The sequence below is a fragment of the Clostridium prolinivorans genome, assembly GCF_004011155.1.
Lineage (GTDB): Bacteria > Bacillota > Clostridia > Clostridiales > Clostridiaceae > Clostridium_AT > Clostridium_AT prolinivorans.
This window is the reverse complement of record NZ_RJWG01000001.1, coordinates 239180-252338: the sequence shown is the minus strand read 5'-3', so window position 1 is coordinate 252338 and position 13159 is coordinate 239180. Positions and strand designations below refer to the sequence as shown.

At 22.3% G+C, this 13159-nt stretch carries 21 protein-coding genes; all 21 read right to left on the bottom strand.

Annotation, left to right across the window (positions count from 1 at the left end; genetic code table 11):
* Positions 1-5 precede the first annotated feature (5 nt).
* Positions 6-1214: an exodeoxyribonuclease VII large subunit gene (gene xseA / locus EGD97_RS01200; RefSeq protein WP_078681683.1), complete on the bottom strand. Its 1209-nt coding sequence runs from the start codon at positions 1212-1214 to the stop codon at positions 6-8.
* Complete coding sequence (locus EGD97_RS01195; protein ID WP_078681684.1) at positions 1204-2052, bottom strand: bifunctional 5,10-methylenetetrahydrofolate dehydrogenase/5,10-methenyltetrahydrofolate cyclohydrolase; 849 nt, start codon at positions 2050-2052, stop codon at positions 1204-1206. The genes xseA and EGD97_RS01195 overlap by 11 nt, the downstream gene beginning before the upstream one ends.
* A 14-nt stretch (positions 2053-2066) precedes the next feature.
* Complete coding sequence (gene nusB, locus EGD97_RS01190) at positions 2067-2480, bottom strand: transcription antitermination factor NusB (RefSeq protein WP_078681685.1); 414 nt, start codon at positions 2478-2480, stop codon at positions 2067-2069.
* 444 nt (positions 2481-2924) lie between these two features.
* Positions 2925-3317 (bottom strand): Asp23/Gls24 family envelope stress response protein, encoded by a 393-nt coding sequence (locus tag EGD97_RS01185; RefSeq protein ID WP_078681686.1) that lies wholly within the window; start codon positions 3315-3317, stop codon positions 2925-2927.
* A gap of 82 nt (positions 3318-3399) precedes the next feature.
* Positions 3400-3894: a SpoIIIAH-like family protein gene (locus EGD97_RS01180; protein ID WP_078681687.1), complete on the bottom strand. Its 495-nt coding sequence runs from the start codon at positions 3892-3894 to the stop codon at positions 3400-3402.
* Positions 3895-3953: 59 nt separating this feature from the next.
* Complete coding sequence (spoIIIAG, locus tag EGD97_RS01175; protein WP_078681688.1) at positions 3954-4595, bottom strand: stage III sporulation protein AG; 642 nt, start codon at positions 4593-4595, stop codon at positions 3954-3956.
* A gap of 13 nt (positions 4596-4608) precedes the next feature.
* Positions 4609-5193, bottom strand: coding sequence for a stage III sporulation protein AF (gene spoIIIAF / locus EGD97_RS01170; protein WP_078681689.1), 585 nt, complete (start codon positions 5191-5193; stop codon positions 4609-4611).
* Positions 5194-5226: 33 nt separating this feature from the next.
* Entirely contained in the window at positions 5227-6375 is a 1149-nt protein-coding gene (gene spoIIIAE, locus EGD97_RS01165) for a stage III sporulation protein AE (protein ID WP_078681690.1), read from the bottom strand.
* A 12-nt stretch (positions 6376-6387) separates the two neighbouring features.
* Positions 6388-6771: a stage III sporulation protein AD gene (spoIIIAD, locus tag EGD97_RS01160; RefSeq protein WP_078681691.1), complete on the bottom strand. Its 384-nt coding sequence runs from the start codon at positions 6769-6771 to the stop codon at positions 6388-6390.
* A 15-nt stretch (positions 6772-6786) separates the two neighbouring features.
* Positions 6787-6984, bottom strand: coding sequence for a stage III sporulation protein AC (gene spoIIIAC, locus EGD97_RS01155; RefSeq protein ID WP_078681692.1), 198 nt, complete (start codon positions 6982-6984; stop codon positions 6787-6789).
* A gap of 15 nt (positions 6985-6999) precedes the next feature.
* Positions 7000-7518, bottom strand: coding sequence for a stage III sporulation protein SpoIIIAB (gene spoIIIAB, locus EGD97_RS01150; RefSeq protein ID WP_078681693.1), 519 nt, complete (start codon positions 7516-7518; stop codon positions 7000-7002).
* A gap of 1 nt (position 7519) precedes the next feature.
* Positions 7520-8440: a stage III sporulation protein AA gene (spoIIIAA, locus tag EGD97_RS01145; protein ID WP_180376946.1), complete on the bottom strand. Its 921-nt coding sequence runs from the start codon at positions 8438-8440 to the stop codon at positions 7520-7522.
* 111 nt (positions 8441-8551) lie between these two features.
* Positions 8552-8962, bottom strand: a complete 411-nt coding sequence (locus tag EGD97_RS01140; RefSeq protein WP_078681695.1) for a CD1247 N-terminal domain-containing protein — start codon at positions 8960-8962, stop codon at positions 8552-8554.
* Positions 8963-9050: 88 nt separating this feature from the next.
* Positions 9051-9608, bottom strand: coding sequence for an elongation factor P (gene efp, locus EGD97_RS01135; RefSeq protein ID WP_078681696.1), 558 nt, complete (start codon positions 9606-9608; stop codon positions 9051-9053).
* A 190-nt stretch (positions 9609-9798) separates the two neighbouring features.
* A complete protein-coding gene (locus tag EGD97_RS01130; RefSeq protein ID WP_078681697.1) occupies positions 9799-10224 on the bottom strand; it encodes a hypothetical protein in 426 nt (141 codons plus the stop codon).
* A complete protein-coding gene (locus EGD97_RS01125; RefSeq protein WP_078681698.1) occupies positions 10221-10694 on the bottom strand; it encodes a hypothetical protein in 474 nt (157 codons plus the stop codon). The genes EGD97_RS01130 and EGD97_RS01125 overlap by 4 nt, the downstream gene beginning before the upstream one ends.
* 5 nt (positions 10695-10699) lie before the next feature.
* Positions 10700-11428, bottom strand: a complete 729-nt coding sequence (locus tag EGD97_RS01120) for a hypothetical protein (RefSeq protein ID WP_078681699.1) — start codon at positions 11426-11428, stop codon at positions 10700-10702.
* A gap of 2 nt (positions 11429-11430) precedes the next feature.
* Entirely contained in the window at positions 11431-11883 is a 453-nt protein-coding gene (locus tag EGD97_RS01115; RefSeq protein ID WP_078681700.1) for a hypothetical protein, read from the bottom strand.
* Positions 11862-12299 (bottom strand): type II secretion system protein, encoded by a 438-nt coding sequence (locus EGD97_RS01110; protein WP_127836376.1) that lies wholly within the window; start codon positions 12297-12299, stop codon positions 11862-11864. Before EGD97_RS01110 ends, EGD97_RS01115 begins: the two co-directional genes overlap by 22 nt.
* Positions 12296-12736: a type IV pilus modification PilV family protein gene (locus EGD97_RS01105; RefSeq protein ID WP_164850137.1), complete on the bottom strand. Its 441-nt coding sequence runs from the start codon at positions 12734-12736 to the stop codon at positions 12296-12298. Before EGD97_RS01105 ends, EGD97_RS01110 begins: the two co-directional genes overlap by 4 nt.
* Complete coding sequence (locus EGD97_RS01100; protein WP_127836374.1) at positions 12723-13157, bottom strand: type II secretion system protein; 435 nt, start codon at positions 13155-13157, stop codon at positions 12723-12725. The genes EGD97_RS01105 and EGD97_RS01100 overlap by 14 nt, the downstream gene beginning before the upstream one ends.
* Positions 13158-13159: the final 2 nt, after the last annotated feature.

Here is a 13159-nt window from a genome sequence, read left to right as displayed (position 1 = left end):
TAATATTAATTATATTCATCCATATATGTTATTTTTGCTTTAATAGTTCCATCATTTAAAGTAATTTTAATAATATCAGTATTTTTAAGTATTTCTTTTTCACTTATTATCCTATTATCCATATCTTCTATTATAGCATATCCTTTACTTAAAATTTTAATAGGATTATGTGCACAAATCAAAGCATAAATTTTGTTTATTTCTTGTTTTTTTACAGCTATAGATGATTTTACTATTAATTCTAATTTATCTTGTAATTGTGAAATGTAATCATATTGATTAATTATATAATTCAATGGATTATACATTTCTAAAGTTCTACTTAAAACATTTATTTTGTTATAATTTTTTTCAATAATTCTTTTAATATTTATATCTAATTGAGTTTTTAAATGCTCTATATTTAATTCCAAATCCGCAAGACTAGGAATAGCTATTTCTGCAGCAGCTGAAGGAGTTGGAGCTCTTTTATCACTTGTAAAATCTACTAATGTAAAGTCTGTTTCATGTCCAACGCCAGTTATAATAGGTTTTTTAGAATTATATACAGCTCTAGCAAGTTCTTCATTATTAAATGCCCATAATTCTTCAATAGAGCCTCCACCTCTAGCTAATATAATAACATCTATATCATCTCTAGAATTTAATACTTTTATGCCGTTAATTAAGTCTTCACTTGCATTTTCTCCTTGCACTAATGCTGGATATAAAAGTAATTCAATGTATTTATTTCGTCTTTTAGAAACATTAATTATATCTTTAATAGCAGCTCCAGTTGGAGATGTTATTATGCCAACTTTTCTAGGATACTTAGGTATAGGTTTTTTATGTAACTCATCAAACAAACCTTCTTTTTCAAGTTTATTTTTAAGTTTATCAAATTCAATAAAAAGCTCTCCTATTCCTTGTTTTATTATTTCATGACAATAAATTTGATATGTTCCTTCTTTTTCATATACAGATATCTTTCCTTTAACAATTACAGATTCTCCATTTTGAGGAATAAATTTTAAGCTATTAGCATAATTTTTAAACATAATACAATTAATTTTACTATTTTGATCTTTTAATGAAAAATAAAAGTGTCCACTAGAATGTGCTTTAAAATTTGAAATTTCACCTTTTATATTTATATTATTAAGTATAAAATCAAAATCTATTATTTTTTTTATATAATTGTTTACTTCTGAAACTGATAAAGTTTTAATATACATTTTTTAACCACGCTTTATAAGTATTTTTTATTAACATTGTTGTGGTCATAGCCCCAACTCCACCTGGTACTGGTGTTATGTAAGATGCTTTAGATATCACTTCATTAAATAGTACATCACCTTTTATTTCGTCATTAACCTTTGTTGTTCCTACATCTATTACAATAGCCCCTTCTTTTATATATTCTGCATTTATAAATTCTGGTTTTCCTATAGCACAAATTAATATATCAGCCTGATTGCAAATATTTTTTAGATTTTTTGTTTTGGAATGACACATAGTAACTGTAGCGTTTTCTCTTAATAAAAGTTCCCAAACAGGTTTTCCTACAATATTACTTCTTCCAATAATTACAGCATGTTTACCTTCTATATTAAAACCAGTGCTTTTTATAAGATGGATAATACTTTGAGGAGTACAAGGTTCAAAACAATCATCGCCTTTGTAAAATTTCCCTAAATTAACGTCGGTTAATCCATCAACATCCTTAAGATAATTTAAATTAGAAGTTATCTTTTTTTCATTAATATGTTTAGGCAAAGGCATTTGTATAATAATACCATCTATTTCTTTATCATTATTTAAATTATTTATAACTTCAATTAATTGAACTTCATCTATATTTTTATTTAATAAAACTTTTTTATATTGTACATTTAATTTATCACATATATTTTTCTGGTTATTCATATAATATAAAGATCCCCCGTCTTCTCCTACTAATATACTAGCAAGACAAGGTCTTCTAAAACCTAATTTAATTCTTTCTTCTATTAAATCTTTTATTTCCATTCTTAATTTTTGAGAAATAAGTTTCCCATCTATTATTTTACCCAAAAATAACCTCTCCCTTATTGATGATTATTATCTTTAATCATTCTATCCAATATCCCATTGATAAATTGAAATGATTTTTCTTCAGAATATTTTTTTGCAAGTTCAATACCTTCATTTACAGATACTTTGTTAGGTATTTTTTCTTCATAAAATATTTCATAAGTACACATTCTTAATATTGCTAAATCAATTTTTGACAATCTTGAAATTTTCCAATTAATTAAATATTTTTCAATTTTACTATCAATATCTTTAATATTTTTCTCAACACCACTAACAATTGTAGTTATATATTCCATATCTACATCATTTAGATCTAAATCAGTGTTTTCTTTAAAATTTGCTATTAAAGTTTTATAATTTTCTTTGTTAATAGACATTTCAAAAATTAATTTCATAGCTATTTCTCTAGATTTTCTTCTATTCATTTTATACCTCCCAAATTTACATCGACTAAATATATTAACTAAGTTTATATATTTTATATAAAAGTATATTTATCATATCTTTTTCTGTATCTTTATTAAACAGCCTTATAAAATTAGCTTTAACTCCATCATTGGCCTTAAATTTATTCATATAAATTTAATATTTTTAATAATAAAAACAATATTTTTAAATTTATTAATAAATTTTAGGCCTATATAAATCATTTTATATTATATCGTTATTTACAAAAATATTTTTATATAAGCATAATTATATAATTTATAATTAATTATATACAGCATCAATTATATATATTATTTCATATTTCAATTATTATCAAGTTAAATATAATTATACCAATATAAGTGTTTTTGACAATATTTCTTTAATTATAAAAGTAATTAAAATAAAATCCCTCTGAATGAAAATCCAGAGGGTAAAAATTATTCTATATTTTCATTTTGTTTTTCTTCTAATTTAGGAATTACAACATTTTGAACATGAACATTTACAGCTTCAACTATAAGGCCTGTCATAGTCTCTACTACTTTTTTTACGTTTTCTTGTACGCTGTTACAAATTTCAGGAATATTTACTCCATATTCAACGACAACATGCAAATCAATAATTGAACTGTTTTCGCCTACAGTAACTTTAACTCCTTTAGATAAATTTTTTTTACCTGTAAGAATTTGAGTTATACCACCAACAAGATTTGCACTTAATCCAACTATTCCTTTTATTTCTGTAGCTGCAAGAGCTGCTATAACTCCAACCACTTCATCAGATATTTTTACTATACCCATATTAACTTCATCTTTTAAATTTTCTTCCATATTAGTACCCCCTTGCTAATAATAGCAATAGTTTTTATCTTAAGTTCATTATATCAAATGTATATAATCATTACAATTATAATTATTTAAGTGCTATTTCAACATCCTTTATTTTTGTAATTCCTAAAACTATATTTTTTATATCCCTTGCATTTTTATCTGTAAATTTTTCCTTATCAGCTTTTACATATACTGTAACTTTATTTTCAGATATTTGACAAAAAGATTCTTCATATCCTTTACCTTTTAATTGAGCTTCAATTTTTTGCTCATTAGAATTATTCATAGTAAAAGTATTTAATTTTTCTGCTGTAGCTTCTCTTGTATCTTTAGGAGTATTGGGATCATCAATTATGCTTTTATATGTAGGAACTGTATTAGCATATGTTTGTTGACGATTTAAAGCCATTTCTGTAAAAAAATTATCTTTTGTACCTGTTTTACTTGATGTTTTAGTATCTTGTGCAACTTCCTGAGAATCAACATATAATGGGCTATTAACTTTAGTAGCAAGTACTCCTGCACATACAATAAGTACTAACAATGTGGCAATAATAAAAGCTTGTTTTTTATTCATTTTCATATTCCCTCCATTAATCTTTCTAATAAATTATATGATTCTTTTATGAATTTATTCTATTTTTTCATAGGATATACACTAACTTTATCTGGTGTTAAGTTATAAAGTTTTGTAACGGCTTGAGTTATTTGCATCTGAATAATTTTATCATCTGCGCCTTCAGCTATTACGCAAACTCCAATAATTTTTGGTTTTTTAGTTTGTACAATTAAAGGCTGACTTTTAGAACCATCATTAGTAATTACAATTGTACTTCCATTATTATTTTGAACAGTTTCTCTAGTTCCTCCACTATTATCCTTTTCTTTTGTTGTACTATTTGAGTCAGTTATATTTATTGCTGGAACCTGTTCTTCACTCCCCTCAATAGTTATCATAATATTGGTTTTACCAACTCCTTCCATATCTTCTAAAATAGATTTTAATTTATTTTCTAATTTTTTTTCATAATCATTTTTACTTTCTTCCTGAGATATCTCTTTAGAAGTAGTATTTGATGTATTTATATTAGTAGTATTGGTATTATTAAAATAATTATCAGCAGTTACAAATAATATACCTATTAATACTAAACTTAAACAAACAATTAAAAAATTAGAATATTTATTTTTTCTATTTTTTTTATCCGTATTTTCTTTTACTACAAATATTTTTCTTAGTTCTTTGTAAATTTTTTCTATAATTTTGTGTATATCCATATTTACCTCCTTGTTAATTTTTTTCATAAATTTCTATAAAATTATTAGAAATTTTAAGTTCTTTAGATAAATAATCTTTAATTAATTTACTGTTTGTATCTTCTGATTTATTAGAATCTAAATTACTCTTTGTACTTATGTCTACTTTTTTTACTTTGCTTATACCTTTATTTATAATATCTACTTTTACATTTTTAACAATAACTGATGAAACTTCTTCATCATAATCTACAAAAACTTCAACTTTATAATTATTGTTTGGGAATTTTTCTTTAAGTTTATTTTGGCATTCATTTTCTAAATTTAATTTAAAATTATTTAATGTTTTTTTCATCCCTTCTTCTTTATATTCTTTAATATTTTCACTATAAGAACCATCATCAAAATATTCAAAAACTTCTTTTGTATAATTATCAATATTATAATTTTTATCAACTATTTTAATAATAGGATTAATTAGTACAGTTATTAAAATTAGTCCTAAAACAAATTTTACATATTTTTTAAAATTATTATTAGGTAAAATCATTTCTACTGCTGTACTAAATATAACTGTAGTACATATTGTTATTATCCAAGATTTCAATTCTTCAATCATACGTTCACCTGCTTTTTATTTTAAATCTATACATCAACCTCCTACAGGAATTTTTCCAGCTGAAGCTATTATAGTAATCATTATAAAAAACATAGTAGATATACTTATTACACAAGACATAAGGAGGATTAATGCATCTCCAACAGAAGTTAAACAACTTACAATTCTACTGTCACTTACAGGCTCTATAAATGCAGCTGTTAACTTATATACAAATGACATTGCCAATATTTTAAAAACAGGGAATATAACAAGCAATAATATTATTATTAAGCCTAACCCACTAATTGCATTTTTTAAAAGCAGCGAATACCCAGCTACTGTAGATATAGCATCTGATAAAGCTTTGCCTACTATAGGTACAAAATTATCTACAGCATATTTTGCAGTTTTAGCTGTAACTTGGTCTATAGTTTTTGAAGTTATTCCTCTTATAGTCAAAACCCCAATAAAAATAGTCATTATTATACCTTGCGCCCAAAGTGCTATTTGACTTAAAAGCTTTGTTAATTTATTTATTTTAAATTCTTCAGAAATGTTATTTACAAATTGCAATACAAAACTCATAAATATAATTGGTATAATAATATTTATGTATATTCTTGAAGATATATTAATTACTGTTATAATTATTGGATCCATTATAGTCGCCTGTGTAAAACCTCCTACTGTAGCTAAAAGCATCATAAGAACAGGTATTATAGCTGCCATAAAATCTGTAATTTTTATTATAGTATCTTTAGCTACTGAAGCTGCACCGTAAAAACTTTTAGATATTATCACTATCATTAATGCATAGCAGGCAAAATATGCTATATTCCCTATATCATTTTTACTAAAAGAATTTTGAAGATTATTAAGTAAAGCACACACTATACTTATTACAATTAATATAGCCATAGATTTAAAAAGTGCTACTACATCTTTAAAAGTATATGTAAGTAAAGCTTGTGAAACCTTTTTAAATGATATTTTACTATTACCGCTTTTTATAAATTCTTCTACAAATTCTTTTGGCTCTAAATCTTTTAAAACTTCATAATCAGTTTTCATATTTGTTATGTAATCATATAGATGTTGAATTTGTAAATCATCTTCATTAATACTTTTTTGTATAGAATCAGCTTGTACATTAAAAGGTAATAATATAATAATAAAAATTATAAATATAAATTTTTTCATGATATACCTCTTTTATATTATCTTTAGAATTGATTGAAGTACTGCCATAAGAATAGGTATTGCTAATACTAAAATAAATATTTTACCTGCAAATTCTACCTTTGAAGCTATATTGCTTTCACCCGCATCTCTACAAATTTCAGCACAAAAGGAAGCTAAATATGCTATTGCTAATATTTTAAAAACTGTATTTATATACACATAATCTATATTAGCTTTTAAAGCTAACTGTTGAATCAATTGAAGTACCGCTGTAATTTTACTTATTGTAAATAAAAATATAATAATTCCAGCTACTGTACTTACTTGTATAGCTAATGTTCCATTTTCTTTTCTTAAAATAAAAACTATAGTTAATGCCATAAATGCAAAAGCTACTACCTTAACTATATCCATAATTTCCTCCCGAGACTATAATGTAAACATGGTTCTCACACTGGTAAATAATTTGCTTATTAAGTTTATAACCATGGTTAAAATTATGACAATACCCGTAAGATTAGTTATTGTAGCAATATCATCCTTACCTGATGCTTTTAATACCTTATCTAAAATTATTAATATAATTGCTAATCCAGCAATTTTAAATAATACATTTACATCTAACATTTTTATTTTCACCTCCTATATTAAAACAATTACTATCATAGCACCAATGCTAAATCCTAAATATCTATACATTTTTACATTTTTATTCATTATAGTTTCAGCAATATTTATTCTTTTTTTTAAATTATTTTTTACTAATAAAAAGATTTTTTTATGACCTTCTACATCAGATTCGCCTAAAGATTTTGACAAATCTAAAATTACATTTATGTCTTCTTTATCTAAATTTAAATGTATATCTCCTTCATAAAAACATTGCTGAAATGCGTCATATACAGTTTCTACTTTATTTAAAGATAAAAGATTTGATGCTTTCATAAAAATTTTATTTATAGGAGCTTCACTTTTTAACGATACATTTAAAAGTGCTTCAGGTAGAGGAGTATGTGTATACTCTATTTCACTTTGAAGCTGATTTACAGCTCTTTCAAGTTCATTTAATTGTTTAACTCTTTTTTTAAAACCTTCACTATATATAAATCCACCTATAGTTGATGAACCTAAAATCATTAAACAGCCTATGGTTTTAAACATATTATCTCCTCCAAAGTTTATCTTTTTTTTCAAAATCATAAATGTATTCTATAGTTCCTACACCATTTCTAGAACTTAGCACTATTGCTATATTAAAAACATTATTTTCAATTATATCCTTATAAACAATTCTATTATACAAATCTTCAATTCCAAATCCGTGTATAGATGTTATAAGATTAACTCCTGAATTAAGAGCCATTAATATGCTTTCCATATCTTTGTAAGTACCTATTTCATCACAAACTATTATTTCTGGAGACATACTCCTAATTGCCATCATAATTCCATCAGCTTTTGGACAATTATCAAATACATCTGTATGAATTCCTACATTCATCTGTGGAACCCCATTATAACATCCACATATTTCACTTCTCTCATCAATAACAGAAATTTTTTTCCCTTCTAAATTAATATCTTTCATTCCTTCAGATAAATTTCTTGTAATATCTCTAAGTAAAGTAGTTTTACCGCATCTAGGTGGAGATATTATTATTGTATTTAATACTCTTTTATCTTTTAAAATAAAAGGAATTAATTTATCTGAACATCCTATTATTTCTTTACATATTCTAATATTTAATGAACCTATGCTTTTTATAGTTTTTATTGTGTTATTTTCAATAACACAACTTCCACATATCCCTATTCTATGACCACCTTTTATAGTTATATATCCTTGTTTAATTTCTTCTTCATAAGCATAAATAGAATAATTACTTATATATTGAAGAATTAATTTTAAATCTTGACTTGATACTATGGTAGGTGTAATAATTTCATCATTTCCTATTTGAATAATTAGTGGTTTATTTACTTTTAACCTAATTTCTTGTATATAATCAAGATTTTTTAAATTTTTAATTGTCTCTCTAATATGTATTGGTAATATTTCTAAAATATCCTTTGTGTATTTCATTTTTATCCTCCTTTCATATATAATCTGTATTTTAATTTTAATAAAATTATTCCATTTTATTAAAAAAAAATAGATATATAAAAATTTTTTATATATCTATTTATAAACTAATTATTTATTCTCTTTTAAAACATCACTTAACAATATCTCTTCGTGGCAATTAGGACATATGATACCTTTATTACATTTACATATGTCATTATCAATATACACAATTTCATTGCAATGTGGACATTTTACATTTATATAATTTTCAAAGTCTTCTTTACAACATTCATCATCTTCTTCATATTCTTCATCATAATACCATTCTTCCTCTAAGCGACTTAAATCTTCATCGATTATATCTACATAATTTTCTATATATTTCTGTGAATCTTTTAATGATTCTATTTCTTCTGCTACCTCTTTTAATATTTCGGATATTTGGTTTATAGCCTTACCTTCTTTAGTATTTTGGTCTATATCCATTCCATCAATTAAGCCGTTCAAATAAGCTACTTTAGATATTATAGATTTCATATTATCACATCCTTTATTTTAAAATAAAATTAAGAGTATAAAATATTATTTTATACTCTTAATAAATTATACTATTTAATATTATAGACTAAACTCTCTCCATATATTCACCAGTTCTAGTATCAATCCTTATTATTTCACCTTCATTTACAAATATTGGAACCATAACAGTTGCTCCAGTTTCTACAGTAGCTGGTTTTAAAGTATTAGTAGCTGTATTACCTTTAGCTCCAGGTTCTGTATATGTTACTTGAAGTTCAACAAAATTTGGTGGTTCTACAGAAAATGCTTCTCCCTTATAAAACTTAATTACAGCTAACATATTTTCTTTTAAAAATTTTATAGCATCTTCTACTTTTTCATAATTAAGTGGAATTTGTTCAAATGTTTCTGTATCCATAAAATAATACAATTCTCCATCTGAATATAAATACTGCATTTCTTTTCTTTCTATAACTGCTTCTTGCAATTTATCTGTAGGGTTAAAAGTTTTGTCAGTTACTCCTCCTTGTAGAACATTTCTTAGTTTAGTTCTAACAAAAGCAGCTCCTTTTCCTGGTTTTACATGTAAAAAATCGACTACTGTATAAACTTGTCCATCTAATTCAAAAGTAGTCCCTTTTCTTATATCTCCTGCTGATATCATTACATATCCCTCCAAAAACTTATAAATTCGTTTATATTATAACCTTTTTAGGTGATTTAATACCAAAAATTTTCATATTTTTGTATAACATATTTAGTTAATTATATTATAGCTAACCAAACAATGATATTTTACCAAAACTTATGATTATTTGCAAACATAATTCTATATATTTTTTATAAATATAAATTTATTTATTTGCTATAAAACAAATAGTTGAGTATAAATTTTGTTCATTTACTGAATTTGATTCTATTTTTATATTATCTACATAACAGAAATTTTCATTTGTATTAAAACTTTCTAATTTAGTATATAAAGATTTTATATCACCATTATACTTAATATTTATAATTACCAATTTGTTGTCTTCTAAAGAATTAGTAATATTTAATATATCTATATTATTATCTTCTAATAAAATTTTTAGTATATCACTATATCCGTATTCTTTTATATTACTTTCTTTATCTTTATATTGCTGAGTTTTGCTAACAGCAACGCTATTTAAATTTATATTTTTTATTATTTTATAATTTTTATATATTAATAAAAAAAATATGAATAAAAAAGTTGCTAATATTAATTTGTAAAATATTAAATTATTTTTTTTCATAACTTAACCTCTAAACTAATTGTAAAATTAAATTTTTCTCCATCATTATTAAGTGGAGATAAGAAAATTATTTTATATATATTAAATTTTTCAATTTTTTCGATAAAATTAATATACTCTTGTTTGTTATTAACAGATAAATTAATATCTATAATATTTTCTTTTATATTTACATCCTTATAATTTAAGTTGTCATTAAAATTAATTATAAAATTTTTAAAATTATTTAATGTTTTGTTGTTTTTATATATGTTAGATTGATTTAATATAGTATTAGACATTTCTCTATAATTTGCATTATATATTTCCATTGTTTTATTATTTTTATTTTTATTATACATAAATAATAAAAACATAATAATGCATCCTATCCACAATAGTAGTATATATTTTTCTATATTTTTAATCTTAAGACTAGATTTCGCTAAATTTTCATTAAAAGTTATAGTCATAAAATTTAAATTTTTCAATGTTTTCATCTCCGATTTATAATTATATTTTTAAATAAATTTTCTCTATCAAAATTTCCTAAATTTTGATAAGAAAAATTTTCCCTTTTTAATTTTGATATATCAATATTTATATTAGCATAATATATAGTTTTTATATTTGTATTATAATATTTTTTAGATTCTTCTAGAAAATTGTAAATAAACTTTTCTATTCCTTCTTGAATATCTATAATTTTAATTATATTATTATATATAAGAATATCATTAACGCAATATAGAAAATATAAATTATCTTTATATTGGAATAAAAATATAAAATCCTTATCCTTTATTTTTTTATTAAAATAATTTAATACACAAAGCTGTACAATATAAATATTACTTATATTTTTTGAAAATTTATTATAAATCATTGAAAGTTTTTTATTATTTATACATAATACTGCAAATTGATCATTATTTATATCCTTTTTAAATAAAGTATATGCTATCATTAAGTTTTTAGTATCTCTAAAATTATAATATACTTCATGTGTTACTATATTATGTAATTCATTTAATTTAACTTTAGGAATATTTAATATATTTACATTTACTTTTTCGCCACTTAAAATTAGTATTGTTTTTTTATTTTTAATACTAATTATTAAATCATTGATATTTTCAAAATTATAAATCTTCTTACTAAAATAATTATATTTTGATAAGTAATCTTCTCCTATTTCTATTAAAGAGGAATTTATTTTTAACATTTTTATTTTATCCTACCTTCTATATAAATAGTTTCTTTGTATATAAATTTAAATTTATCATCTATAAAATCATAATCATATATATCTCTTTTAAAAAAATAATCATCAATATAGGTATCTAGTATTAAATTATTGTCTTTTTCATTATATTTAAAATTACATTTTCCATTATCAATATAAAAATTAATTTTACTATCTTGAAAATATTTTTTTATATTTTCATAATTTTTTTCTAATACATTTTCTAATATGTTTTGATATAAAATTGTTAATGATTTTTCTTTATACTCATCATATTTATTATTCATAAGTATATAATTCTTTTCACTTTGAATACTTTTAATTTTTTTAAATTCTAATGTAAAAAAATATAATACTATACACATACAAAATGTAGTAATAATAATTGTGTATAAAAGTATATATCCTTTTTTTATTTTTTTATTCCAAAACATTTTTCATATTTTACTCCATTAACATCTATCATAATTATATAAATTATATTTTCTTTTTGAGTTATTGATAAACTTTTAATGTTACTTGTAATAATATTAACAGCTTTTATATTATTTTTATATACATCAATAATTTCAATTTTGTTTTTACCATTAAATTGTATAATTTTTTTATTAAATTCATCTATATAATTTAATTCAATTTTATTATCATATGTTTTTATGTTTTTAGATTTATTAAATTCTTGTTCTATAAATAAAAAGGCTTCATGTATGTAAAAATAATTTTGCATATCTAAAGTTTCTTTTTTAAATTTTAAATTATAATTTAAAATCATAGAAGTTAAAATAGTAATTATTATACCTGACATTCCAATAGCTACTATTATTTCTAAAAGCGTAAATCCCTTTTTCATATATATTTACCTTTGTAAAATTCACATTTAATTATATCTTTTTTTGATTTTAACATTAAATGAATATTTAACTCTATCTTAAAAGCAGTATCGTCAACAATATTCATCTCTAAATAAGTATCATCTAATTTAACATCCTCATTAAACAATTGATTTAATTTTAATTTTTTTATATTTTCTATCGTTAGATATTCTCCTGAAATATATTTTTTATTGTTTTCAGTAATATTTTTAATATCCTCATATGTACAATTAAATAATATTTCTTTTTTTAAGGTATCTAAGATATATGTATACCTGATAATTTCATTATTATATTTTTTTAACTTTAAATTATTTAAATCTAACATTAATATTCCAGATAGCATTATAGATAAAATACTTATTGCGCATAAAACTTCCAATATAGAATAGCCTGATTTTTTATTTAATTTCAACATGCCCTACTCCAACATTTATAGTTATTTCATAAATTTTATTATATCTGTCTTTAATGCTTATAGTTCCTGCATCATTTGTAATACCAAAATTATTAATATCAATTTTATAATAATTTGTATTTATAGATTTTAAATCTATACCTTTAGGCAATAAAAAATTATCTTTTTTATTACCATCACAATAAAAAATAATTTCATCTTTAGCTATATCAAATAAAATGTAGCCTGATTTATTTTTTTCTCTACAATATTGTTTACTATTGTTTATGATACTTACTATCATGATTTGGCACATTTTTATATCGTTATCGTTTTGTAATTTTTTATAATTTGATATAAAAAAATTTGTTAAAGGAATAAGTAGCATAATAATAGACATAGTTACTAAAACTTCAATTAAAGTAAATCCTTTTTTCATTT